24 protein-coding genes and 1 tRNA gene are annotated in these 25,137 nt (G+C 59.4%); 11 read left to right on the top strand and 14 right to left on the bottom strand.

Annotation, left to right across the window (positions count from 1 at the left end):
- Positions 1–38: 38 nt before the first annotated feature.
- From T18_RS07230 to T18_RS07270, 8 genes are all read right to left on the bottom strand, one after another.
- On the bottom strand, positions 39–1,331 hold the full coding sequence (locus T18_RS07230) for an ABC transporter substrate-binding protein (protein WP_025592292.1): 1,293 nt from the start codon (positions 1,329–1,331) through the stop codon (positions 39–41).
- A 42-nt stretch (positions 1,332–1,373) separates the two neighbouring features.
- Positions 1,374–2,195 carry a carbohydrate ABC transporter permease gene (locus T18_RS07235; protein WP_003514860.1) on the bottom strand — a complete coding sequence of 274 codons (822 nt, stop codon included), beginning with the start codon at positions 2,193–2,195 and terminating at the stop codon, positions 1,374–1,376.
- Positions 2,195–3,121: a carbohydrate ABC transporter permease gene (locus tag T18_RS07240; protein ID WP_038489716.1), complete on the bottom strand. Its 927-nt coding sequence runs from the start codon at positions 3,119–3,121 to the stop codon at positions 2,195–2,197. Before T18_RS07240 ends, T18_RS07235 begins: the two co-directional genes overlap by 1 nt.
- Positions 3,118–4,263 carry an ABC transporter ATP-binding protein gene (locus T18_RS07245; RefSeq protein ID WP_038489714.1) on the bottom strand — a complete coding sequence of 382 codons (1,146 nt, stop codon included), beginning with the start codon at positions 4,261–4,263 and terminating at the stop codon, positions 3,118–3,120. Before T18_RS07245 ends, T18_RS07240 begins: the two co-directional genes overlap by 4 nt.
- A gap of 217 nt (positions 4,264–4,480) precedes the next feature.
- A complete protein-coding gene (locus T18_RS07250) occupies positions 4,481–5,293 on the bottom strand; it encodes a class I SAM-dependent methyltransferase (RefSeq protein WP_038489711.1) in 813 nt (270 codons plus the stop codon).
- 174 nt (positions 5,294–5,467) lie between these two features.
- A tRNA-Arg gene (locus T18_RS07255) sits at positions 5,468–5,544 on the bottom strand.
- Between the two features lie 217 nt (positions 5,545–5,761).
- Entirely contained in the window at positions 5,762–7,180 is a 1,419-nt protein-coding gene (locus tag T18_RS07265) for a sensor histidine kinase (protein ID WP_038492672.1), read from the bottom strand.
- 255 nt (positions 7,181–7,435) lie between these two features.
- A complete protein-coding gene (locus T18_RS07270) occupies positions 7,436–9,463 on the bottom strand; it encodes a methyl-accepting chemotaxis protein (RefSeq protein ID WP_038492670.1) in 2,028 nt (675 codons plus the stop codon).
- 348 nt (positions 9,464–9,811) lie between these two features.
- Here T18_RS07270 and rpmH point away from each other — a divergent pair, with 348 nt between their 5' ends.
- Genes rpmH through yihA form a run of 4 tightly spaced genes read left to right on the top strand, consistent with a single transcriptional unit; the run spans position 9,812 to position 12,818 of the window.
- Positions 9,812–9,949: a 50S ribosomal protein L34 gene (rpmH, locus tag T18_RS07280; protein WP_013635393.1), complete on the top strand. Its 138-nt coding sequence runs from the start codon at positions 9,812–9,814 to the stop codon at positions 9,947–9,949.
- 36 nt (positions 9,950–9,985) lie between these two features.
- Positions 9,986–10,369, top strand: a complete 384-nt coding sequence (gene rnpA / locus T18_RS07285; RefSeq protein WP_038489704.1) for a ribonuclease P protein component — start codon at positions 9,986–9,988, stop codon at positions 10,367–10,369.
- Positions 10,369–12,168: a membrane protein insertase YidC gene (yidC, locus tag T18_RS07290; protein ID WP_003514840.1), complete on the top strand. Its 1,800-nt coding sequence runs from the start codon at positions 10,369–10,371 to the stop codon at positions 12,166–12,168. Before rnpA ends, yidC begins: the two co-directional genes overlap by 1 nt.
- Positions 12,165–12,818, top strand: a complete 654-nt coding sequence (gene yihA / locus T18_RS07295) for a ribosome biogenesis GTP-binding protein YihA/YsxC (RefSeq protein ID WP_003514838.1) — start codon at positions 12,165–12,167, stop codon at positions 12,816–12,818. Before yidC ends, yihA begins: the two co-directional genes overlap by 4 nt.
- A 13-nt stretch (positions 12,819–12,831) precedes the next feature.
- On the opposite strand, the gene T18_RS07300 is transcribed toward yihA, so the two are convergent.
- Positions 12,832–13,209 (bottom strand): hypothetical protein, encoded by a 378-nt coding sequence (locus T18_RS07300; protein ID WP_038489701.1) that lies wholly within the window; start codon positions 13,207–13,209, stop codon positions 12,832–12,834.
- Positions 13,210–13,569: 360 nt separating this feature from the next.
- On the opposite strand from T18_RS07300, the gene argB reads away from it, so the two are divergent.
- A complete protein-coding gene (argB, locus tag T18_RS07305; RefSeq protein WP_003514834.1) occupies positions 13,570–14,454 on the top strand; it encodes an acetylglutamate kinase in 885 nt (294 codons plus the stop codon).
- 48 nt (positions 14,455–14,502) lie between these two features.
- Here the strand turns inward: argB and T18_RS07310 are convergent, their stop codons facing one another.
- Positions 14,503–15,420, bottom strand: a complete 918-nt coding sequence (locus T18_RS07310; protein ID WP_038492667.1) for a DMT family transporter — start codon at positions 15,418–15,420, stop codon at positions 14,503–14,505.
- A 106-nt stretch (positions 15,421–15,526) separates the two neighbouring features.
- On the opposite strand from T18_RS07310, the gene T18_RS07315 reads away from it, so the two are divergent.
- Complete coding sequence (locus tag T18_RS07315; protein WP_013635389.1) at positions 15,527–16,240, top strand: pyrimidine 5'-nucleotidase; 714 nt, start codon at positions 15,527–15,529, stop codon at positions 16,238–16,240.
- A gap of 122 nt (positions 16,241–16,362) precedes the next feature.
- Positions 16,363–16,959 (top strand): EF-hand domain-containing protein, encoded by a 597-nt coding sequence (locus T18_RS07320; RefSeq protein ID WP_025592284.1) that lies wholly within the window; start codon positions 16,363–16,365, stop codon positions 16,957–16,959.
- A 43-nt stretch (positions 16,960–17,002) separates the two neighbouring features.
- Here the strand turns inward: T18_RS07320 and T18_RS07325 are convergent, their stop codons facing one another.
- Positions 17,003–17,260, bottom strand: a complete 258-nt coding sequence (locus tag T18_RS07325) for a DUF1150 family protein (protein WP_003493591.1) — start codon at positions 17,258–17,260, stop codon at positions 17,003–17,005.
- Between the two features lie 56 nt (positions 17,261–17,316).
- Positions 17,317–17,742, bottom strand: coding sequence for an Hsp20 family protein (locus T18_RS07330; protein WP_038489697.1), 426 nt, complete (start codon positions 17,740–17,742; stop codon positions 17,317–17,319).
- A gap of 212 nt (positions 17,743–17,954) precedes the next feature.
- On the opposite strand from T18_RS07330, the gene T18_RS07335 reads away from it, so the two are divergent.
- Positions 17,955–18,899: a nucleoside hydrolase gene (locus T18_RS07335; RefSeq protein WP_013635386.1), complete on the top strand. Its 945-nt coding sequence runs from the start codon at positions 17,955–17,957 to the stop codon at positions 18,897–18,899.
- 70 nt (positions 18,900–18,969) lie between these two features.
- Here T18_RS07335 and T18_RS07340 read toward each other — a convergent pair whose 3' ends face one another.
- Together T18_RS07340 and T18_RS07345 are read right to left on the bottom strand one after the other, a co-directional pair.
- Positions 18,970–21,315, bottom strand: a complete 2,346-nt coding sequence (locus T18_RS07340; RefSeq protein ID WP_038492664.1) for a methyl-accepting chemotaxis protein — start codon at positions 21,313–21,315, stop codon at positions 18,970–18,972.
- 166 nt (positions 21,316–21,481) lie between these two features.
- A complete protein-coding gene (locus tag T18_RS07345) occupies positions 21,482–22,342 on the bottom strand; it encodes an LOG family protein (protein ID WP_034501844.1) in 861 nt (286 codons plus the stop codon).
- A gap of 144 nt (positions 22,343–22,486) precedes the next feature.
- On the opposite strand from T18_RS07345, the gene dapD reads away from it, so the two are divergent.
- Genes dapD through T18_RS07360 form a run of 3 tightly spaced genes read left to right on the top strand, consistent with a single transcriptional unit; the run spans position 22,487 to position 25,132 of the window.
- Positions 22,487–23,341, top strand: a complete 855-nt coding sequence (gene dapD, locus T18_RS07350) for a 2,3,4,5-tetrahydropyridine-2,6-dicarboxylate N-succinyltransferase (RefSeq protein WP_003514821.1) — start codon at positions 22,487–22,489, stop codon at positions 23,339–23,341.
- Between the two features lie 14 nt (positions 23,342–23,355).
- Complete coding sequence (gene dapE / locus T18_RS07355; RefSeq protein ID WP_038489694.1) at positions 23,356–24,552, top strand: succinyl-diaminopimelate desuccinylase; 1,197 nt, start codon at positions 23,356–23,358, stop codon at positions 24,550–24,552.
- Complete coding sequence (locus tag T18_RS07360) at positions 24,536–25,132, top strand: hypothetical protein (RefSeq protein ID WP_038489691.1); 597 nt, start codon at positions 24,536–24,538, stop codon at positions 25,130–25,132. Before dapE ends, T18_RS07360 begins: the two co-directional genes overlap by 17 nt.
- Positions 25,133–25,137: the final 5 nt, after the last annotated feature.

Raw genomic sequence — 25,137 nt, forward strand, 5'->3', positions numbered from 1 at the left:
CGGGAATGTGGTTCCCGCAGCCTTTTCGATGGTATCGCTTACTTCAGCAGGGCGTTGGTCTGCTCGACGATCTGCTTGAGACCAGCTTCCGGCGACACTTCACCGCGCATGACGGTGCCGATGATATCGCGCTGGGTGCGCCAGATGCGGACGGAATCGCCACCGGGATAACCGGCCCACGGCAGAGAACGATCAGCCTGCAGCGAAGCTGTCTTCACATTCGGGTTCTCGGCGTAATAAGGAGCCAGGAAGTCAGCGCCGGTTGCCAGCTTGTTGGTCGGCAGGTAGCCGGTGATGCGCACGATGGTGTTCTGCGCCTCGGGGCCGGTGATCCACTTCAGGTACTTCCAGGCAGCATCCTGCTTGGCTTTTTCCTGCGTCAGTATAACGGCAGAGTTGCCACCGGTCGGCACGCCGCCCTTTTCCTTGTTGTCGAGCGGGAAGGTTGCCGTCTTCAGTTTGAAGCGATCGCCAACCAGACCTTGGATTGTCTGAACGTGAGCGGGCGTCGAGAAGATGAAGCCGGTAAGGCCTGCACCGAACTGCTGGCGCGACTGGTCCCAGTCGAGCAGGTTCTGGCCACCTTCGGTGACGAACTGGCGGGTCATCTTCAGGGCGTTGAGGCCGATCTCGTTGTCGAACGCAACGGTCTTGGTCTTCTCGTCAACGAGCTTGCCGCCCTGTTCAAAAACAAGCGCCTGCCACAACCAGTCATCCGGCCAGCCATTGATGTCGTAGCTCATGCCCGCAAACTTCGGGTCGAGTGCCTTGATCTTCTTGGCGAGAGCGATCAGCTCCGGGAAGGTCGTCGGCATCTTGTCCGGGTCGCCGCCAGCCTTGGTGACGAGGTCGGAGTTGATGTAGATGATCGGCGAGGAAGCGTTGACCGGCAGGCCGTACTGCTTGCCGTCGATCTGGCCGAGAGCTGCCATCTTCGGGCTGTAGTTCTTGTCGAGGAAGGCCTGACCGCCTTCAGCCTGGATGAAGGGGCTAAGATCGGTGATCTGGTTGCGCGGTGCGAGCGTGTGCACCAGTTCCGCCGTCAGGTTGTAACCCGAGAAATAAACATCGGGCAGATTGCCGGTGACGGCGGAGCGCAGAACCTGCTGCTGGCCTTCATTGTAGCCTGCGGCCGGAGCGAGGAAGTTGATCTTCACATCCGGGTTCTTCTTCATGAATTCGTCGGCCAGCGGCTGATGGAATTTCGTGAAACCCGGCAGGTTGTAGAGAACGTTCAGCGTGATTTCGTTGGCAAGAACCGGCGTTGCGAGGCCTGCAAAGGCCACGCCGAGTGCCAGACCGCCCATCAGAGCGCGTCGGTTAATTTTCATGTCATTCTCCAAAATGGGTTGGGAGGAGGAGTTCGAACGACGTCACTTGACGCCGGTCATGGTAATACCGGCGATGAAATGCCGCCGTGCGAGGAGGAAGCACAGCACCATTGGCGCGGTAATCAGTGTTGCGCCCGCCATCAGGGCACCGTAATTGGCGCCGGATTCGACATCCGCAAAAAGCATCATGCCGAGCGGCGGCGGGGCGAGATTGGTGTCGGAGACCACGATCATCGGCCAATAAAGGTCGTTCCAGTGGGCGACGAGCGAGAAGATCGAGAAAGCCGCGAGCGAAGGCAGCGAGCCGCGCAGCACCAGTCCCCAACAAATCTCCATTTCCGAAAAACCATCCATGCGGGCCGCTTCGATGATTTCATCCGGGTAGCTGCGGAAGGACTGGTTGAACAGGAAGATGGCGAAGACCGACAGGAAGAACGGCATCATCATCGCGAAATAGGTGTTCAGCAGTTCCGTCTTCGCCAGACCGACGAAAAGCGGCAGGGCAAGTGCCTGAATTGGCACGCAGAGTGCCGCGATGATGAGACCCAGCAGCAGCTTGCGACCCGGAAACCTGAGCTTCGCCAGCGCATAGGCCGCCGGCACCGATGTCAGGACCTGTACGACGAGGATACCGACGCAGACGATGACGCCGTTCAGCATGAAACGTGCCATCGGCACCTGGCTCGCTGCGCGGGTATAGTTTTCGACGGCATCGAATTTCGCCGGGATCGGCCAGAGCGAGACGTCGAATATTTCCGCAGGCGAGCGGATCGACGTCAACATCATCCAGTAGAACGGCAGGAGCATCACGAAAGCGCCGAGTGCCAGCACGAGATGCGGGAAGTATTTGCGGAGCGCGGCCATCAGTAGTGCACCTTCCGGTCCATATGCAGCGTCTGGCCGATCGAGAGGATCAACACGATAGCGAGGAAGATCACCGTCAGCGCGGCGGCATAACCGGTGTTGGAATATTCGAACCCTTCAAGATAGAGATCGAAAAGCAGGGTTTCGGAACCGAAGCGGCCCTTGGTCAGCACGGCAACCGTCTCGAACACCTTGAAGGCCGAGATCGAGGTGGTGACCACGACGAACATCGTCGTCGGCCCCAGCATCGGCCAAGTCACCGTCAGGAACCGGTCGATCGGGTTTTTCGCGCCGTCCAGTCTCGATGCCTCGTGCAGATCCTTCGAAATGGCGGTGAGGCCGGCGAGGAACAGCACCATGTTGAAGCCCAGAACCTGCCAGACACCCATCAGCGCCATGGTGGGAATGAGCAGAACCGGGTTGGAGAGGAACGCGACGGGCTCGAAGCCGAACCACTTGATCGCCGCATTCACCGGGCCAAGCGAAGGATGCAGCAGAAATTGCCACACGGTCGCCATGGCGACGAGCGTTGCGGTGACGGGCAGGAAATAAGCGACTTCCCAGAAGGCACGGCTGCGCTTGCGATTATAAACGAGCAAAGCCACGCCGAGCGCCAGGAAAACGCCGAAGGGAATGACGATGACCGCATAAATGGCGGTATTCGCCAGCGCGCGCAGGAAGACCGGGTCGTGGAAAGCCTTCACGAAATTGTCGAGACCCACAAAGCGGGTGGAGAGTGCGCCGAGCTTGTAATCTGTGAGGGAAAAACCGGCCAGAACGAATATGGGAACGATATAGATCGCCAAAAGCAGCAGACTTGCCGGTGCCGCGAACATCAGGCCACGCCAGATCATCCGCCGGTCCGCCTTCGAGAGGCGCGGGCGAGACTTTGCGCGCGTGGCCGAGGAAAAATCAACCGCCGTCATGCCGGCACCATTTCACGCACCGTCGTCTTGCGACGCAGGCCGTCTGCGGCAAAAAGATGCACGCGCTCCGGCGCAAAGCCGAGGTTCATCACGCCGTTCTCATCGGCGCCCAACACCTCGCCCGCGGCCTGACGCAGGGTAATGGCGACGGTCTCATCGCTCAGAAGACGGCAGTTCACGAAACGGTCCGCACCGTGGGTTTCGCTGCGGGTCACCCGCACTGCGAAGCCTTCGGCACCCGGGCGCAAATCCTCTGCGCGAAGACCAAGCGTCGCCGGGCCGGCATCACGACCAGAAGCCTCGACGCCAAGATCGCGACCGAAAGCCGTGACCTTACCTCCAGCATCGATTTCCACAGGCAGCAGGTTGATCGACGGCGTGCCAATGAAGCGCGCAACCGTCAGTGTCGCCGGTTTCCGGTAAAGCTCGTCCGGCGTGCCCAGTTGCTCGATACGACCTTCCGACATCAGCGCGATGCGGTCCGACATTGTCATCGCTTCGATCTGGTCATGGGTGACGTAGATAAACGTCGCGCCCAACCGCCGGTGCAGCCCGGCAAGCTCCTCGCGCATGTGGGCGCGAAGCTTTGCATCTAGGTTGGAGAGTGGTTCGTCCATGAGGAATGCGGCAGGCGAGCGCACCAGTGCCCGGGCCAGAGCCACTCGCTGGCGCTGGCCGCCTGAAAGCTGGGCCGGCTTGCGGTCCAGCAGATGCGCGATCTGCAGGGTCTCGGCCGCCTGTTCGACGGCAGCATCGATCTGGCGCAAAGTTTCGGCAGGCGCCGCAAATCTTCCGATCAGCGGCAAGCGTGCAGCAAGCGGCAGACGTCGCATCCGAAGCGGCGTCGCGATGTTCTGGCGCACGCTCATATGCGGATAAAGCGCGTAGGATTGAAACACCATCGCCAGATTGCGGTCACTTGGATCGATCTCCGTCACATCGTGACCGCCGATCGTCACCGAACCGCGATCCGGCGTTTCCAGCCCCGCGATGATGCGCAGCAGCGTTGACTTGCCGCAGCCGGACATGCCGACGAGGGACAAAAATTCTCCGGGACGGATGGAAAGATCGATCTCTTTCAGAACATCGTCAGCTCCAAAGCCTTTTCCGATACCCGAAAGTTCAAGTGATTGTGGCGTCATTCTGCGCTCCTTTTCTGGAGCGCATATGCTTATATTGTATGACAATATGACGAAGGTTTGCAGAAAGTTCCGTGACACTGAAAAGCCCGGCAATCCCGGCTCATCGCCACGCCTTGAGATATCGACCTTCACAAAAAACCGCTAATATCGGGGGGCAGTTCGACTATCCGAGCTCGACGCTTGTTCACCGGCCCTGCGAGCCTCGCGGGCCCGGTTTCTAAACGGCTGCAAGAATCACATGAGCCTGAATTTTGGTGACGACTTCGTCGCTACCATAGCGCGCTTCAATTGCGGATGCGGCGCAGTCCGTCGCGGCTTCAAGTTTTCCCGGCGCTCTGGCTTCGATTTCGGTCCGGAGAACGGTTCCCTGACAATAGGCGACGGCAGGAATGCGTGGTGACGATGCACGGCTTTGCGCCGCTATCGTCTCGATCACCACCCGAGAGAAGCCGGCACTTTCCAGCTCACCACGAATCAATGTCGTATCGTGGTAGCCGTGCGGGGTGCGGAGCATGAAGCGCGGCGGATCGTCGGGAAACAGGCTTGCAAGGGCGTTCGTCACCTCATTCGCGAGATGATTCTCCTCGATGCGGTCCCATACGTTGAATAAATAATGGCCGCCGGGCTTCAGCACCCTCTTCGCTTCGCGATAGGCAGACGGGCGGTCGGAAAAAAACATCGCACCGAACTGGCAGATAACGAGATCGAAAGCAGCATTTTCGAACGGCAGCGCCTGAGCGTCGGCTTGGCGCCACTGGATGCGATTGTCGGGCACCTGGCGCGACGCCGCAAAGTCAAGCATCGGCTGGTTGAGGTCTGTCACGACATAGTTTGCGGCGGGCGGTAATCCTGGTGCCAGTTCACGCGTGACAACCCCGGTACCTGCGGCGATTTCCAGAACATTGATCGGCGTCAACGCCGCCGCCCGCCGTGCCAGATCGCGGGCGAATGGCTCGAAAATCAACGGCACCATATAGCGGTCGTAGTTTTCCGGGATAGAGCCGGCAAAAACCTTGTCCGTTTCCAACATGGCTTTCACCCTGCGGTCAGCTGATGACCCCGGAACTTTAGCACATATACGGGAAATTCGGAATCTGTTCGGCCACGTGGGTTTTACGGATATGCCAACGGTGCCGATATTCTATCGACACGACAAACAGCTTTAGGCAAAGGCCGTATCATAGTATTTTTGTGGGAAGAGAAATGGCGCACCCGAAGAGATTCGAACTCCTGACCCCCAGATTCGTAGTCTGGTGCTCTATCCAGCTGAGCTACGGGTGCGTGCCGTTCCGGTCATTTCCGGTGGCGTGGCGATCCTCTAAAACGTCCTCATTCCGATTGCAAGCGATTTCGTTTCGAAATTGTCATTTTTCCGCAGCAATTCATGTATCTTATTGATTATACTAGAAATTCCATCAAGGGCATTTTTGAGTGGCCATATGGGGCGCATATTCAGGGAGGTGCGGCGATTGTGCAGGACCTTGTTCAGGCGAAGTCATCAGGCGGTCCGAGCGGCGTGTACGGAGGCGGCGCGGTCGGCGATCTCGATGCGAAACTGCGTACCGGGACCGGGTTTTTCGACAAGCGCTATCGTGCCGCCATGGGCAAGCACAAGTTCCCGCGCAATGACGAGGCCGAGACCGGTGCCGCCGGAGCGGGCCGATCCCCTGAAGGCGGAAAACAGGTTCTCTTTCGCCTTGCGCGGCATTCCCGGCCCGTTGTCGTCTATCACGATGCTGACGACGTTGCCGGCCCTCTGGGCTGCAATCGACAGATGCCGAGGCGCCGCGTTCGCCGTGTCGGATTGCAGTGCCTGAACGGCGTTGCGACAGAGATTGTGGATCACCCGGAAAAGCTGCTCGGCATCCGCATCGACGGTTAGATCGGGCGGCACGCTATCGTGAAACTCGATGCCGCTTTCCGGATCGAGCGCCAGAATGTCACGCACATCCCGCACCAGAAGACTTAACTGCACCGTCTTGCGTTTCGGCGCGCCTTCCGTCGCCTGCCCGTAGGCCAGAACCTCGGTTGTATAGGCCACGGCGCGGTCGATCGTGCGCAGCAGTTTCGGCGCAAAGCTCCTGACCATCGGATCCTTGGCGTCCACCAGCCGGTCCGACATAAGCTGTGCGGATGACAGGATATTGCGCATGTCGTGGTTGATCTTCGAAACCGCCAGACCGAGATCCACGAGGTTTTTCTGTTGCCGCAGGGTTTTCTGCAACTCCGTCTGCATGTCGGCCAGGTGACGGCCCGCGACGGACAGCTCGTCGCTTCCCTCCTCCGGCACGAAAATCCGCTCGGGATTGCCCGGTTCCTCGGAAAAACGCTGCATGCCGAGCGTCAGGCGACGTATGGGCCGGATCATGATGCGGTTGATGGAAACGAAGATGAGACCGGCGGTGACAAGCGACAGGACGATGGAGATCAGGAAAACATTGCGGGCATAAGCCAGCATCGCCGCCCGTAGTTTGTTTTCACCCAGCACGAGTTCAATGATGGTGTCGCTGTCTCCGACCACATCGAAAACGCGGATGACGCGATTGCCGCCAAACAGCAATGTGGAGAAGGCATCCCGCACCGCTGCCAGTTGCGAGACATCGGATAGATCATATTGCTCATCGACCCCGGGTGGCGTTTCCGCCACGGCAAGCAGGCGCGATGTGCCATCCTTGCGCAGCGCAATCAGCTTCGCCCCGGTGGCCATCAGCGTGTCGTTCTGCACGCTCCGCGGCAATTCGGCCTGCAAGCCATCGATCACCGCGCCGGCTGCTGCCGCCGTGTTCAGACGGTCCCGCAGCCATGAAAGGCGCATATTGGCGACCGAAGGCACGAAGATCAGCACTTCCGCAATCATCACGAAAATAACGGTGAGCAACAGCAGGCGCCCGGAAAGCCCCCCGGTCAATCCCGGCATGCAGTGCACCGGATTGTCTTCCGTGCCGTCCAAGCTGTCTACGCCTTTAGAAAACACCGGGCCCTGATCCTGTATGCGCGCCGCCGCTTCGGTGGAACGGCTCGGTTTATATGCAAGCACGATAATAGGACCTAACAGATATTTTTCAAATGCGTTGCAAAACAAACGTTTCCATCGCCTGAAAAACAAAACGCCGCCCGGGAGGGCGGCGTTTGACCTAGAACCGGTCTCAAGCGAAACCGCAGGCGGAATGGCTTAGAACTCCTGCCAGTCCCCGTTCGCCACAGCAGCGGCTGGTTGGGCGTTGAGAGCGCGGCTGACGCTGCTCATCAATTTACGTGCCGGAGAGGCCACGGCCGCTGCCCTTCCGGACACCGCCACTGGCCGCATCGGCGGTTCTGCGCGAGACCGGATCTGACCATCCTCTACGCCGACCTTGAAGCGCGACACCAGCGTGACGAGATGGCCCGCTTCACCGCTCAGCTTGTGGGTTGCGGCCGAGGTTTCCTCGACCATTGCGGCATTGCGCTGCGTCACCTGATCCATCTGGTTGATGGCGGTATTCACCTCATGCAGGCCGGTCGACTGTTCCCGCGCCGCCGTGGCGATCGAATGGATATGTTCGTTGATAGCCAGAACGCGGGTCTCGATCTCGCCCAGCGCGCTGCCGGTTCTCTGCACCAGCGACACACCGCGACCGACCTCTTCGCCGGATTTTGTGATCAGCGCCTTGATGTCCTTCGCAGCCGTCGCAGAGCGTTGCGCCAGTTCACGCACTTCCTGTGCGACGACAGCGAAGCCCTTGCCCGCCTCACCCGCACGCGCGGCCTCAACGCCGGCGTTCAGCGCCAGGAGGTTGGTCTGAAAGGCGATCTCGTCAATGACATTGATGATCTGGCTGATTTCCCGCGAGGCATGCTCGATCCGATCCATGGCGGAGACGGCATCGCGCACGACATTGGCGGATTCTGCCGTCTTCTGCTTGGTCTCGGCAACCATGGTGCTGGCTTCCTGAGCCCGATCCGTGGAATTGCGAACGACGGCGGTGATTTCGTCGAGGGCGGCGGAGGTTTCCTCCAGTGCCGCAGCCTGCTGTTCCGTCCGCTTCGAAAGATCGTCGGCCGCCGAACGCAATTCGTTCGCATTGCCGCTGATGCCTTCCGTGCTGCTGCGCACTTCCCGCATCGTCTCCCGCAGCTTGGCCAGCGTCTCGTTGACATTGGTCTGGAGCTCGGCGAACACGCCGCGGAACTCGCCATCCATCTTTTCCGTCAGATCGCCCCGCGCCAGACCTTCGATGACGCGGCTGGTCTCGGAAACACCATTGTCCACGCCGGTGAGCAGGGCATTGATCGTCGCAGCGAAACGATTGAGGTTTTCGTCGCCGTAATCCTTGTTGATGCGGCGGCTGAAATCGCCCTGGGCCGCAGCGTCGACGACAACGGCCATGCCGGCCTGCAGATCATCGCTCTTGGCACGCATGGCGGTTTCCTGCGCATTCATGCGGCGCACTTCACGACCGTTCTTCTTGAAGACTTCGACTGCCGCTGCCATTTCGCCGATTTCGTCGGTCCGGCCGAGATAGGGTACGTCAGCATCCAGATTTCCGTCCGCAACGGCATTCATCACTTCCGAAACCTTGCGGATGGGCGCGCTCAGCTGCCGCGCTCCGATGTAGAGGCCGAACGCCGCGCCGGCCAATATGCCGCTGCCGGTGACGATGATGACCAGCCAGAAGGTCGTCGTTACAAACCCGTCGATGCCCGCCTTGACGGCTTCAAGCCCGGCGATGTCATTCTTCACGACAGCATCGATTTCCGCCTGATAGGCTTTGCGGTTGGCCCGGTTCGCGTCGTTGTTACCCTGCTGGTTGGCGGCCTGCGGGCCGGCCTCGCGGGCAAGCCGCGCCGTTTCCAGACGGAAGGCCTTGAATTCCTTGAAGCGACTGGAGAGATTGTCGAAGGCCGCCTTCTGTTCTGCCGGAACGAGAGGGGTCCAGGTTGCGATCAGCTTCTCCATGGCGTCGAGGTTCTTGACGATGCCATCAGCAAAAGGTGCCGCCTTTTCGATATCGGGCGCAGCGTAGACCCCGCGCGCCTCCATGACGACCGCAGTCACAAGCCGGTTCAGCGCTTCACCCTTATAGGCGCGCTCCGCTGCCTTTTCGTATCCGACCGTGCGCACCTGAAACTCGCTGACCGCATATATGGACAGGCCGCCGATGGTGCAGGCCACAAGGCTCATAAGCCCGACAAGAAGATTGATACGACCGCGAATTCTCAATTTCGTTCCCCCAAAAGCCAGCCGCACGATGGAAAATGGGAAGCTGGCATAACTTTTCCCATCACAACATTTATCAATGCCGTCTTAAGAAAGAATTTCAGAATTTACCGATCGTGCGATCGGAATGCGCCCGCAGCGCCCGTGAGCGAAGCCGATTTCATGGCGCTTCCGCAAAAGGTGAAGCGCGAAAACCCCTTCGGCAATTGACTTTGCTCGGCCTATGCCCTTATAAGCCGCGCACGCTCGGCCATTAAAAGCTCGCCCAGGCGGGGTTAGCCGTGCAAAAAACGAAACGCTCTTGCAAATAGTGCAAATTCAAGAAGGGCCGCACACCGCGGTATTAAATAAATGTCGAAGCGTACATTCCAGCCATCCAAGCTTGTTCGCAAGCGTCGTCATGGTTTCCGTGCCCGTATGGCTACTGCCGGCGGTCGCAAAGTTCTCGCAGCCCGCCGTGCGCGCGGCCGCGCAAGTCTGTCGGCTTAATTGCCGTCTCTGTGGCCCGATGAAAGTCGCGGGCACATGAGCAAGACAAAAAAACTGCCCGGCCGGCTTAAAAACCGGTCGGATTTTCTTGCCGTGCAGACGGGGGAAAAGCGTCGGGGAGGCACCTTTCTTCTGGAGGTTCTCGACAGGAAAACCCCGGAAACCGAACCTCGGGTCGGTTTCACCGTAACGAAAAGACAAGGCAACGCGGTCGAGCGAAATCGCATGCGCCGCCGTCTCAAGGAAGCCGTCAGGCTTTCTGCCGGATTCGCAATGAAGCCCGGCCATGACTATGTGATTGTCGCCCGCAGGGACGTGCTCGACACGGCCTTCCCGAAACTTCAGTCTCTCCTTACCGAGCGAATTGAAGGAACGGCGAAACCGAAACGGTCCCAGGACACCCGCTCCAGGAAAGAATGATGGAAAAGAACCGCAATTACTTCATCGCGATAGCCCTTTCGGTTGTCATCGTCCTCGCCTGGCAATTCCTTTACATGAATCCGCGCATCGAGCAGCAGCGCCGCGCCGAAGAGGCCCGCCAGGCGCAGCAGCAGACGACGCAGCAACAGCCGGCACCGGGTGCCGCACCCGGCGTGACCGTCGACGGCGCACCGCCTGCCTCCTCCACGCAGGCCGCCGCCACGGCGACGCGTGAAGAGGCGATTGCAAAAAGCCAGCGTGTCGCCATCGACACCAACGCCATCGCCGGCTCGATCAATCTGACTGGCGCCCGTTTCGACGACATCCGGCTCAAGGGCTACCATGAGACCGTCGATGACTCGAGCCCGATCATCACGCTGTTTTCGCCTTCCGACACCAAGGACGGCTATTTCACCGAACTCGGTTACGTTGGCGGTGCCGATGCCGGCAGCGTTCCCGGTCCTGCGACCGTGTGGACGCTCGCAAGCGGTGACAAGCTGACGGAGACCACACCGGTTACGCTGAAGTATACCAACCAGAATGGCGTCGTTTTCTCCCGTACCGTTTCGATCGACCAGCATTACATGATCACGGTCAACGACAAGGTCGAGAACCCCGGGCAGGCGCCCGTCTCCTTTGCCACCTATGGCCGCGTGACGCGCAACAACAAGCCGGCAATACCGCCCGTTTTCGTCATCCATGAAGGCTTCCTCGGCGTCTCGGGCAAAGACGGCAGCCTGACGGAAGAAAAATACAAGGATGTCGAAGAAACCCCGGTAACGATTGCCAAGGCGACCGGCGGCTGGCTCGGCATCACCGACAAATATTGGGCCGCTGCCATTGTGCCGCCGCAGATGACGCCGTTCGAAACGCGTTACTCACACATTAAGGGCAATCAGCCGAGCTATCAGGCCGATTTCAAGAGCGACACGATGACGGTCGAACCCGGCCAGTCCATCGAACTGAAGAGCCTTGTCTTCGCCGGTGCCAAGGAAGTGCCGCTGGTTGACCGCTATGAAACCGAATATTCCATTCCGAAGTTCGACCTGTTGATCGACTGGGGCTGGTTCTACTTCATCACCAAGCCGATGTTCAAAATGATGGATTTCTTCTTCCGTTATTTTGGCAACTTCGGTGTGGCCATCCTGCTGACCACCATCGTCGTCAAGGCTCTCTTCTTCCCGCTCGCCAGCAAGCAATATGCATCCATGGCGAACATGAAGCGCATGCAGCCGAAGATGGAAGAGCTGAAGGCCAAGCATGGCGATGACCGCATGGCCATGCAGCAGGCGATGATGCAGCTCTACAAGGAAGAGAAGATCAATCCGGTTGCCGGCTGCTGGCCGATGCTGCTGCAGATTCCGGTCTTCTTCGCGCTCTACAAGGTCATCTACGTCACCATCGAAATGCGGCATGCACCGTTCTTCGGCTGGATTCACGACCTTTCCGCGCCAGATCCGACCTCGCTGTTCAATCTGTTCGGCCTTCTGCCCTACGACGTGCCGCACTTCCTGATGATCGGCGTCTGGCCGCTCGTCATGGGCATCACGATGTTCCTGCAGATGCGCATGAACCCGACCCCACCCGATCCGACACAGGCGATGATCTTCACCTGGATGCCGCTGATCTTCACCTTCATGCTGGCTTCGTTCCCCGCCGGTCTGGTTATCTACTGGGCATGGAACAACACGCTGTCGATCTCGCAGCAGGCCCTCATCATGAAGCGTCACGGTGCCAAGATCGAACTGTTCGATAATCTCAAAGGGCTATTCAAGCGAAAGCCGGTGCAATCGAAATGAGTGAAACCGGCCCGGCAACCGAAAAGCCCCTCTTTGGGCGACCCTGGATATTCATTCGCGGCGTTCCCGCGATGAAATTCCTGCCGCCCGAAGGCCCGCCGGAGATTGCCTTCGCCGGACGTTCGAATGTCGGCAAGTCTTCGCTCATCAATGCGCTGGTGGGCCACAAAGGCCTTGCCCGCACCTCCAACACACCCGGACGCACGCAGGAACTGAACTACTTCGTTCCTGAGGGTTATTCCGGTGAGCCGGGCGACCTGCCGCCGATGGCGCTGGTCGATATGCCGGGTTACGGCTATGCGCAGGCGCCGAAGGACCATGTCGATGCCTGGACGAAGCTCGTCTTCGATTACCTGCGTGGACGTGCGACGCTAAAACGCGTCTACGTGCTGATCGATTCCCGCCACGGAATAAAAAAGAACGACGAGGAGGTTCTTGGCCTGCTCGACAAGGCGGCCGTGTCCTATCAGGTCGTGCTGACGAAGACGGACAAGATCAAGGACGTTGGCGTTCCCCGGCTGATCAGTGAAACGCTGGAGAAAATCCGCAAGCGTCCCGCCGCCTATCCGGAAGTTCTCGCTACCTCTTCGGAAAAATCCTTCGGGCTGGATAGCCTGCGCGCCGAGATCGTACGAACGGTCTCGCTCTAAAAGACCATCGCCTTCATGCGATGGTGAAAAGCAGGACGGCGGTCCACAGCATCGCCGTCAATGCCAGAAGCCGCCAGAAACGCACGGAATTCCACACCTCCAGAAGCATCGCCGCGAATATGCTGCCATTGCGAAGCGGCTGGCCCTTAAATGGCAGACCGGAGCGAAGCGGATCCCTGTCAAGCAGGGCTGCAACGCCCGCTCTTTCGCGATATTCGGTTTCCGCCAGATTGTCCCGCCAGCGCCTGACCATGGCCGCAAACTGGCGGTCGCGTTTGACGCGTTTTGCAAGCTCCGCCATGCTTTCCGGTGGCAAGGCACCCAGCACATATTCGCCAGCGAGTACTTCGTCCCGCAAACCGCTTTGCTTGTCTCGATCCGGTACGGCCATATGTTTTCAAACTCCTCGGTCGTTCAGGCCAGCATCGTTTTTTGCGATGCGCAACGATCCTCCGTCGCCCTGCTGAATAACCCCTCCCCTGCTCGCCACAAGGCTGGTCCGATTGGTGCTTTATGTCAATCTTATTACGCGCCGCAGGCCGCCCAAAAGCGGAATTTTACTATGCGCCGACACAATATGGCCCGGAGGTTACTTCATTCATTCACCCCGCGCATTCACCTGTCCTTGCTAACGCATCGACATGCCGAATCTGCGCATCCTGCACCGCAAAAATCGATTCCGATTTTTGCGCCGATGCTGTAGAGCGATGAAAGGCTCTCAAGGGCCGCAACCACAGACCGAGGTTTTTCCATGACTGCTTCCGAAAGCGAGACTCAGGCGCGGCTGCTCGCACAGGCTCTGCCCTTTATGCAGAAATATGAGAACAAGACCATCGTGGTGAAATATGGCGGTCATGCCATGGGCGACTCCACACTTGGAAAGGCTTTTGCGGAAGATATCGCCCTGTTGAAGCAGTCCGGTATCAACCCCATCGTCGTGCACGGCGGCGGCCCGCAGATCGGCGCGATGCTGACGAAGATGGGCATTGAATCGAAGTTCGAAAGCGGCTTGCGCGTTACCGATGCCAAGACAGTCGAGATCGTCGAAATGGTTCTGGCCGGCTCGATCAACAAGGAGATCGTCGCGCTCATCAACCAGACGGGCGAATGGGCCATTGGCCTGTGCGGCAAGGACGGCAACATGGTCTTCGCCGAAAAGGCGAAAAAGACCGTCGTCGATCCCGACAGCAATATCGAGCGCGTTCTCGATCTTGGTTTTGTCGGTGAAGTCGTCGAGGTCGACCGCACCCTGCTCGACCTGCTTGCCAAGTCGGAGATGATCCCGGTCATCGCTCCCGTCGCTCCCGGTCGCGATGGCGCCACCTACAACATCAATGCCGACACCTTTGCCGGCGCCATTGCCGGTGCGCTCAACGCCACCCGCCTGCTGTTCCTCACGGACGTGCCTGGTGTTCTCGACAAGAACAAGGAACTCATCAAGGAACTGACGGTCTCCCAGGCGCGTGCGCTGATCAAGGACGGCACGATTTCCGGTGGGATGATCCCGAAGGTCGAGACCTGCATCGAGGCCATCAAGGCCGGTGTTCAGGGCGTGGTGATCCTCAACGGCAAGACCGCCCATTCCGTTCTTCTGGAAATCTTCACGGAAGGCGCGGGCACGCTCATCGTGCCCTGATACGGTTCATGTGGCGGACGGGAATGCCTGTCCGCCACGACAACACTTTCAGCCGAATATCAGAAGCGACAGCACGCCCAGAACGATCAGCAGGCAGCCCGAAAGTTCCAGCCGGTTGATCTTTTCCTTGAAGAAGAGCACGGTCGAGGCGAAGGCGAAGAGCATCTCCACCTGCGCCAGCGCCTTGACCACGGCCGCCTGTTGTAACGTCATCGCCGTGAACCAGCCGAATGACGCCGTGGCCCCCACGAAACCGACCGCAAGCGACGGTTTCCACGCCTTCGCGATCCGCCGCAATTCGTCCCTCTCCCGCCATATGATCCACAAGAACATCGCCAAGGTCTGCGTCACGATGACAACGACGAGGGTAAAGCCGGCCTGCATCACCACATCCGGTGCCGGCAGGCTGGGTGCTAGCGCCAGCGAGGCCGAACGGTAAGCGACAGACGACAGGCCGAAAAAAGCCCCCGAGGCGAGGCCGATGCCCGCCGTCCGGCTGAAGATGGAGGTGAGAATGGAGGCAGGGGTCACTTCCGTGCGTGCAACCGAAATCAGCATGACGCCGGCCACCGAAATGGCGATGGCCGCAAGAGTGCCGCCATTGATGCTTTCGCCAACGAAAATCAGCGCAAACAATGCCGCCTGCGCCGGCTCAGTTCGGGAATAGGCCGTGCCAACCGCGAAGTTGCGGAAGGAAAACAGGTGCACCAACAGGAAAGTGGCGGCGATCTGCGCCATGGCCCCGACCATCGCCCAGACGGCGAATGACATGTTCGGCACCGGCAGCGGCCGGCCAAGTACACCATGCAGAAAACCGAGATAGGCAAGAGCGAAGGGCATTCCAAAAACGAAGCGCACGAAAGTTGCGCCCGTGGTGCCCATCATGCCCTTCAGGTGCTTTTGCAGGGTCGAGCGCAGGTTCTGCAAGAACGCGCTTGCGAAGGTTATGCCTATCCAGAGTTCCATGGTCTTGGCGGTATCATGCGCTGGAGGCCGCAGCCAAGCCCGATTTTCCCGTCTGTCGTCGTCTTTTCGATTTTCTTCGGCATTCGAAACGGGCATAAAGCTGCCCATGGACACAAAGCCGAAAAACCTGCCCGATGCCGCCGATTTCGCCCACGTCAGCGAATGGGTCTTCGACCTCGACAACACGCTCTATCCGCATCACGTCAATCTGTTTTCCCAGATCGATCGTAACATGACGGCGTATGTTGCGGAGCTTTTAAAGCTCGAGCCCGACGAGGCTCGCGCGCTTCAGAAGCGCTATTACCACGAACATGGCACCACGCTTCAGGGCCTGATGATCCACTACGGCATCAGCCCGGACGAGTTTCTGGAGCGCGCGCATGCCATCGACTATTCCGCGCTGAGCCCGCATCCGGAGCTCGGCGAGGCAATCAAGGCGTTGCCAGGCCGCAAGTTCATCCTCACCAATGGCAGCGTCAAGCATGCACAGGCAGCGGCGGGCGCGCTCGGCATTCTCGACCATTTCGAGGATATTTTCGATATCGTCGCCGCGGACTATCTGCCAAAGCCGGCCAGTGCGACCTATGAGAAGTTTGCCGCACTTGCGAAGCTCGACACCAGAAAAGCCGCCATGTTCGAGGACCTGCCGCGCAATCTCGCGGCACCCAAGGCACTTGGCATGAAGACCGTGCTGCTCGTTCCTTCGAACCTCGAAGGCGTCATCATGGAGCGCTGGGAGATCCCCGCCGCGACGGATGAGCATATCGACTACATCACTGACGATCTGACCGGTTTCCTGATCAAAACGATCGCCCGCTGACAGGTAACATCGAAATCGAGCGCAGACGACATTACCGAAGCTTCATGCACCTTACGGATGTTTAAGTAGTGAACTGCCACCTGCGCCACTATCTTCCTCCTCAGGGACACCAACGGAAGGTAATGACGATGTCTACACGAAAGATCGCACTCTCTGCTCTTGGCGCAGCCCTCTTGCTCGGCTCGGCCGCTACAGCCAGCTTTGCGGCCCCGCCAGCACACGGCAAAGGCCACGGCGAGCGCATGCCGTTCCGCCCGGAACTGGCGTTCGTTCAGCTGCTGAAGGTGGCCGACACCAACAAGGACGGCAAGATTACCAAGGAAGAGTTCGCCGCACGTCAGGACGCACTTTTTGCCGAGATCGACAAGGACAAGGACGGTTCGATCACGCCAAAGGAAATGCGTGAATACCGCCAGGCCAAAATGGAGGCGTTCCGTGCGGCTCATCCGCGCCCAGAGGCTGCTGACGCCAAAGCGGGCGAAGGCAAGGGACCTGAGGGCAAGCGCGCCGAACGCGAACATGGCGGTCGTCAGGGCTGGGGCAAGCATGGCGGCAAGGGTGGGGCGTTCGCGATGATGCGCATGGCCGACACCGATGAAAACGGCCAGGTCAGCAAGGCCGAATTCACCGCAGCCGGCGAAAAAATGTTCGAACGGCTGGACAGGAACAAGGACGGCGTCATCTCCATCGATGATATGCCAGACCGCCCGTTCCTTTAATCACACAAGAAAAAGCCCGCTCAATCGGCGGGCTTTTTTCCTTTCAATGCAGGCTGACGGTTTTCAGATCGTCTTCGGCAGCCTTGAAAAACGTGCTGGAACGATTGTCTGTCAGGAGGATCGGCGTGCCATCCGCGCCAAACAGGGCCCAGAGATCGAGTTGCGGATCGAGATCAGGCGCTTCCGGGAAACAGCGGCTTACGTCTTCCGCACGGATTTTACGGATATAGCCCACTTCTCCCTCGCCGATATGAGCGAGCTGGGACCGGGTGAGACGCGCATGCGCTTCTTTTAAAAGCATATTTCAGCCTCCTTCTTCACGCCGAGCGATTTGTGTCGGATTCCGGCGTTCACGTTCTACTCTGAGACGGAAATATTAATTTTCTTTACCACGTTTGAAATTTCGGGCTTCACCAGATCGATGGCAAGAAGGCCATTGCGCAGGCGCGCGTCCCTCACCTGCATACCGTCTGCAAGCACGAAGACCCGCTGGAATTGCCGGGCAGCGATACCCCGGTAGAGAAAATCCCGCTTTTCCTGCTCCTGCTGGCGACCGCGAATGACGAGCTGGTTGTCGGCCGTCGTCACATCCAGATCGTCCTGCGAAAAACCGGCGACTGCAATCGTGATACGCAGGCGTTCCGGCACGTCTTCAGCGCCGGGCAGGCGCTCGATGTTGTATGGAGGATAGCCATCATTGGCCTTCGACATACGCTCCAGCGTTTTTTCCATGGCATCAAAACCCAGCAAAAGCGGGTGGGTGAATGGCGTCATGCGGCTCATATCGTCTCTGTCCTTGCAACCAAGCGACGTTTCGCGGTCCCGCTTCCGGCAACCCTGCCGGTCAATCTTACCGGCTGTACGCAATATGGGAAGCAAAACCACGATGCGCAAGGCGGGGCCACAAGGCAAAGGCGGGCACGCCGAGGAATGAGACTTGACAAGTGAGCGTCCTCCGCTCGAAAAAAGCGCCTTATCTCAACGGCGGGCAAGACATGGCAGAACGCAGAAAAATCATCATCGACACGGATCCAGGTCAGGACGACGCGGCAGCGATCATGCTGGCTTTCGCAAGCCCGGAAGAAATTGAAATTCTCGGTCTGTGCGCCGTCGCCGGCAATGTTCCGCTGAAACTGACCAGCCGCAACATCCGCATCATCTGCGAATTGTGCGACCGCACCGATATTCCCGTCTATGAGGGTGCCGAGCGGCCACTGGTGCGAAAGCCCATCACTGCCGAGCATGTTCACGGCAGCACCGGCCTTGATGGCCCGGTTCTCGACGAGCCGACGATGGAGGCACAAAAGCAGCACGCCGTCGATTTCATCATCGAAACGCTGCTGCGGGAGCCTGCGGGCACCGTGACGCTCTGCACGCTCGGCGCGCTGACCAATGTGGCGCTGGCTTTGCAGAAGGCCCCCGAGATTGCAGGCCGCGTCAAGGAACTGGTAATGATGGGTGGCGGCTTCTTTGAAGGCGGCAACATCACACCGGCTGCGGAATTCAACATCTATGTCGATCCGCAGGCTGCCGATATCGTCTTCCGTTCCGGCGTGCCCATCGTCGTAATGCCGCTTGACGTAACCCACCAGTTGCTGACCACCAAGGCGCGTGTCAGCCGCATTCGCGATATAGGCACACGCCCGGCAATCGCCATGGCGGAAATGCTGGAATTCTTCGAGCGTTTCGACATCGAGAAATACGGTTCGGACGGCGGCCCCCTGCACGATCCAAGCGTCATCGCCTATCTCCTTAAGCCCGAGCTGTTTCAGGGCCGCGATTGCAATGTCGAAATCGAGGTCAATTCCGAACTGACCATGGGCATGACGGTGGTGGACTGGTGGCGGGTGACCGAGCGCCCGGTCAACGCCCGCGTGATGCGAAATGTGGATGCGGACGGTTTCTTCGAATTGCTGACGGAACGTTTCGCCCGCCTCTGATGGGAACGCAGACATGAAAAGGGCCGCTGGCATGACCAGCGGCCCTTTCATTTGGAACCACGGGATATTCTCAGAACTCGGTCCAGTCGTCCTGTGCCAGCGCGTTTGCGCCGCTGGTTCTTGGGCGGGAACGTTGGGTCGCAGCCGAGCGGCCCGATGCCTGTGACGGGGCGACAGGCGCACGCATTGCCGCCGCGGTGGCGCGCAATTGCTGGCTCGACTGGCTGGAATGACCGCCGGATACGGAGAAGCCGGCAACGAGCGATTTCAGCGTTTCCGCCTCGCTGTTAAGCGTCACGCTTGCCGCCGTTGTTTCTTCCACCATGGCAGCATTCTGCTGGGTGACCTGATCCATCTGGGTGACGGCGGAGTTGATCTCCTTGAGACCTACCGCCTGCTCGCTGGCAGAGGCCGAAATCTGCCTTATCAGCTGGTTGATCTGGAGAACCTGATCAGCGATCTTTCTCATCGTCTCGCCGGCCTTGCCGACCAGCTGGACGCCCTCGCCGACCTGCCGTGCCGAGGTGTTGATCAGACCTTTGATCTCCTTCGCGGCTGTCGCGGAACGTTGCGCCAGTTCACGTACTTCCTGCGCGACGACGGCAAAACCTTTGCCAGCCTCGCCCGCACGGGCAGCTTCCACACCGGCATTCAGCGCCAGAAGGTTGGTCTGGAAAGCGATTTCGTCGATTACCCCGATGATGCGGGAGATTTCCGCCGAGGATTGAGCGATGCCTTCCATGGAACTGACGGCCTGCTGCACGACCTCGCCCGACTTGCCGGCGTCGTCGCAGGCATTGCTGACAGCTGTCGCCGCCTGCGCTGCGTTTTCCGCACTGGAATTGACCTGCGCAGTCAGCTGGTTGAGGGCGGCAGCGGTTTCTTCCAGGCTTGCAGCCTGCTGTTCCGTGCGGTGGGAGAGATCGCTCGCAGCGCGGGTGATCTCGCCGGTGCCGTTGCCGATGCTGGCAACGGTTCCGTTGACGGTGGAAACGGTTTCCTCGAGGCTGGCGAGCGCCGAGTTGAAGTCGTTGCGCAGCTTTGCATATTCACCGGGGAACTGGTCCTCGATGCGATAGGTCAGATTGCCCTGCGAGAGCGCATTGAGACCCGCGCCGAGTACGCTCACGATATGTTGCTGCATCCGGCTGTTCTCATTGCGCTCGGATTCGGACCTTTGGCGCTCCGTTTCCGCATTGCCACGCTGCACGGCGGCATCCGCTTCCATTTCGCGGATACCGGCAAGCTTCGCACGGAAGCCTTCCAGAGCCGTTGCCACCGCGCCCGTCTCATCCCTGCGGTCCTGTCCGGAAACCGGCACATCGTAATGACCGTCGCTCAGTGTTTTCACATCGGAGACCAGCGAGGCGAGCGGATTGCGGACGAAATAGCGGACGGAGAAATAAAGCGCGGCAATAACCGCCGCAAGAATGACGATCGCCCCGAGGATCATCAGATAAGTCTGCTCCTGCACCGGCGCGTTCAATGCCTGATGCGGGATATCCACCAGAACCACCCAGGTGGCATTGAGGCCCGGAACCGCAAACGGATAGACAAGGCGGTTATAGGGCGCGTCGGTATCAAGGCCGAGATTTTCGATCAGGCCCTGCTTGCCGGATGTGATCGCCGCCTGAACGGTGCTTGCACCCTCTCCGTCATAGGCCTTCATGTTCTGCTCGGGCGTCGGCGGTACCAGCCATTGGCCGCCCTGCGAAATGAGTGTCACACGGCCGGTTTCGAAAGGATGCAGCGCCTGCAGCTTCTGCGACAGAGCTGCCAGCGAGATATCGACCCCCGCCACACCAATCATCTTACCATCAGACATGACGGGATAGGCAAGCGAGGTCATTGTGGTGGGCACTTCCGTGCCTTCGGCCAGATAGGGCTGGGTAATGGCGCCCTTGCCGGATTTGGCGGCCAGCGAATACCACTCCGCCGCATAGTCGTTCTTGAAGGTCGAAAACTGGATGTCGCCTTTCTGGGTCTTCGACCAGTAGGGGGCAAATGCACCCGTTGCATTGGTGCCGAGATCGAGCCTGTTGGCGATCTCGGTGGTCTGTCCGTCGAAAAGGCCCAACTGCTCACAGAACCAGCTTCCGAAAGCGAAAGCATTCTGCTCGACATTGGCCTTGAGGATGTTGACGATGCCCGGGCGGTCCATCGATTTCGCCTGATGCGCACGGCCGATGATACCGGCCATGGAGCGGGCAGCGCTACCGAGTTCACCGACATCTGCGGCGATGACGTTGGCGATGGCGCGTGCCTCGGTGTTCGCCTGATCCATGGTCAGCGAATGGACACGGTCGCTGGTCTGGGAAATGAGGAAGGAATTCGATGCGACAAGGACCGTGGTGATTGCACAGCCGGTTACAAGGATCAGCTTGGTCGCAAGCGACTTCACTTTGAAATTGAACATTTTGGCCTCGATCAAATCGCCGGCCGAAAAGGCTGGCGTCAACGGATGAGAAATCTCCGTCATGGAGGCCCGCCCGCTGGGGGCAGTGCGCTGCAACGCGACGAGGGGAAATTAGAATATCTTTGCTAATTAACCCCTAAAATTCCCCCGTCGCATCGAGCCGAAATCAGTGCTCGTAATAGGCGGATACGATGTTCCATGCATCGTCGGCCGTTTCGGCGAAATGTAGCAGCTCCATATCTTCGGGCGCAATGGTTCCAAAGTCCGCGAGGAATTCGAAATTGACGACGGAGCGCCAGAATTTCTCTCCGAAGAGAATGAGCGGGATGGGCGCCATGCGCTTCGTCTGGATCAGCGTCAGCGTCTCGAAGAGTTCATCGAGCGTGCCGAAACCGCCGGGGAAGATCACCACGGCCTTGGCCCGCATCAGGAAATGCATCTTGCGGATGGCGAAATAGTGGAAGTTGAAGCTCAGCTCCGGCGTGACATAGGGGTTGGGCGCCTGCTCATGCGGCAGAACGATGTTGAGGCCGATGGACGGGCCTCCGACATCGGCTGCGCCGCGATTGCCCGCTTCCATGACGCCGGGACCACCGCCGGTGACCACGACATATTCCAGATGGTCCGATTTCGCGCCGTAGTCGGTGCAGAGCCGGGCGAACTTGCGCGCCTCCTCGTAATAAACCGAGGATTGCTCCAGATTGCGTTTCTGCGTCTCGTTGCGGGCCGCCCAAGCCTCCCCGCCGGGCTCGGGAATGCGCGCGCCGCCGAACATGACGACGGTGGACTTGATGCCCCGCTCGGTCAGCGCCATTTCCGTCTTCAGAAGTTCGAGTTGAAGCCTGACGGGGCGCAACTCCTCGCGGCAGAGAAAATCCATATCCGCGTAGGCAAGCCGGTAGGATGGGGAATCCGACTGCGGTGTTTTGGGAATGACATCGGCCTGCTGCTTGTCCGCAGAGCTACGCTTCAACGGGTCCCACACCCCATCCTTGCGCCGCAATTTGCCGTTTTTCAGTCGTGTCATTTCCAAGCCTTTCGTCTGGTGCGCCAAATCACCCAAATCACATTGACGCCTTTCCAACACTCCCTTAGATCAAATGACCAGAGCCTTCCAGCGGCGCGGGACCATCCGTGGCCACGAACACACGCGACATTCAAGGAATTTTCCATGAGCCTTCCGGATCTCACCTCTCTCGAAACCACCATCGAAACAGCCTTCGACAACCGTGACGGTGTGAACGTATCGACAAAGGGCGAGGTTCGCGACGCGGTGAACACATCTCTTCAACTTCTCGACAGCGGCAAGGTCCGCGTCGCCGAAAAGCAGGCGGACGGGAACTGGAAAGTGAACCAATGGCTGAAAAAGGCCGTGCTCCTCTCCTTCCGTCTGAACGACATGGAAATCGTCACCGGCGGCCCCGGTGAATCCACCTGGTGGGACAAGGTGCCGTCGAAGTTCGAGAACTGGGGTGAAAACCAGTTCCGCGCTGCGGGCTTCCGCGCTGTGCCTAACGCCGTCGTGCGCCGCTCGGCCTATGTGGCCAAGAACGTGGTGCTGATGCCTTCCTTCGTCAATCTCGGCGCCTATGTCGATGAAGGCACGATGGTCGACACCTGGGCGACGGTCGGCTCCTGCGCGCAGATCGGCAAGAACGTGCATCTGTCCGGCGGCGTTGGCATCGGCGGCGTTCTGGAGCCGCTTCAGGCCGGCCCGACAATCATCGAGGACAATTGCTTCATCGGTGCCCGTTCGGAAGTCGTAGAAGGCTGCATCGTGCGCGAGGGCGCCGTTCTCGGCATGGGCGTCTTCATCGGCAAGTCGACCAAGATCGTCGATCGCGCCACCGGCGAGATCACCTATGGCGAAGTGCCACCCTATTCCGTCGTCGTTGCCGGCACCATGCCGGGCAAGCCGTTCCCGAACGGCGAGCCGGGCCCGAGCCTTTATTGCGCCGTCATCGTCAAGCGCGTCGATGAAAAGACCCGCTCCAAGACCGGCATCAACGAGCTTCTGCGCGACTGATAAAAGCTGATACCATGACCACGACCGATCCCGTTGCCAATCTCGCCGCCCTCATCCGTTGCCCTTCGGTGACGCCCGCCGAAGGTGGCGCGCTATCGCTGCTAGACACCCTGCTTTCACCGCTTGGCTTTGCGGTGGAAAAGATGGTGGCGAGGGAAGCGGGAACGCCTGACGTTGAAAACCTCTACGCCCGGCTTGGCACGGAAGGTCCGCACCTGATGTTTGCGGGCCATACCGATGTCGTTCCGGTGGGCGACGAGGCGGCATGGAGCCATCCGCCCTTTGCCGCTGAAATTGCCGGCGGCGAAATGTTCGGCCGTGGTGCGGTGGACATGAAGGGCGGCATTGCCTGTTTCGTTGCCGCCATTGCCCGCTACATCGAGAAACACGGAAAACCGAAAGGTTCCGTTTCTTTCCTGATCACCGGTGACGAGGAAGGCCCCTCGATCAACGGCACCTCCAAGCTGCTGGAATGGGCCGCCGCCAAAGGCGAGGCATGGGATGCCTGCGTGGTGGGTGAACCGACCAACCCCGACCAGCTGGGCGACATGATCAAGATCGGCCGCCGGGGATCGATTTCGGGCCGCATCACCGTGCATGGCGTGCAGGGTCATGCCGCATATCCGCATCTGGCCGACAACCCCATTCGCGGGCTGCTGCAACTGACCCACGCGCTGATGCATCCGCCCTTCGATCACGGCACGGACGACTTCCAGCCGTCCAATCTGGAAGTGACGACCATCGACACCGGCAATGCCGCCACAAATGTCATTCCGGCGCGGGCGACGGCGTCGTTCAACATCCGTTTCAATGACAGCTGGACGGTGGAGAGCCTGCGGGCGGAAATCATCCGCCGCCTCGATGCCGCCGCTGCCGAGGGAGAACTTCGTCCCGACCGCAGCCCGGTCAAATATGAGATCGTCTGGGCCGACCGTCCGGCCCATGTTTTCCTGACCCGGAACAATGCGCTCATCTCATCGCTTTCCGGCGCCGTGGAAGCCGTGACAGGCAAGGAGCCCAAGCTTTCGACCACCGGCGGCACGTCGGATGCGCGTTTCATCAAGGATTATTGCCCCGTCGTGGAATTCGGCCTCGTCGGGCAGACCATGCATATGGTCGATGAGCGCGTGGAAGTCGCCGATCTGGAGACGCTGACACGCATCTACGAGACCTTCATCGAACGCTGGTTCTCCCATGCCGACGGCAAGTGAAGTAAGGCTCTATCTAAAAGGCCTCTGGCTGCTGCTGCTCGGCGACCATACCGGCGCGCGTTATCTGGATCTTTCCGAGCGCGGCATGTGGCGGTCCTTCTACTCCGCCCTCTGGTGCCTGCCCGCCATGCTGGTGTCCTGGCTGTGGCTGCGCTCTGCGTTCCTGGCAAGCTATCCGCCCGGAACAGGAACGGGGTTCATCTTCTTTTTCCGCCTTGCGATGGTCGAGGCTATCTGCTGGATCGTGCCGCTGTTGTTGATCGGCATGCTGCTGTTCGCCTTTGGCGCACGGGAAAAATTCACCGCACTGGTCACCACCATGAACTGGCTGTCGCTGCCATTTTCCTATGCCTATGCGGTTCTGATCCTGATCGCGTTTTTTCTGCCGCCCTTGCAGGGGCTGATCGCCATTCTCTGGCTGGCACTCCTGCTGTCGCTGGTCTTCGCCTTTTCGCGGATCGTGCGCTTCTTCATCCGCGACCAGTCGTTGCTTGTCTCGGCGATCGTTATGACCCTGCTGGTGCCCGGCATGCTTCTGTCTGAGGCGCTGCAGCGTTTTCTCGGCGTTTATCCGGCCTGAGAAAC

This window comes from Rhizobium sp. TBD182 (assembly GCF_001950375.1).
Taxonomy (GTDB): Bacteria; Pseudomonadota; Alphaproteobacteria; order Rhizobiales; family Rhizobiaceae; genus Agrobacterium; species Agrobacterium tumefaciens.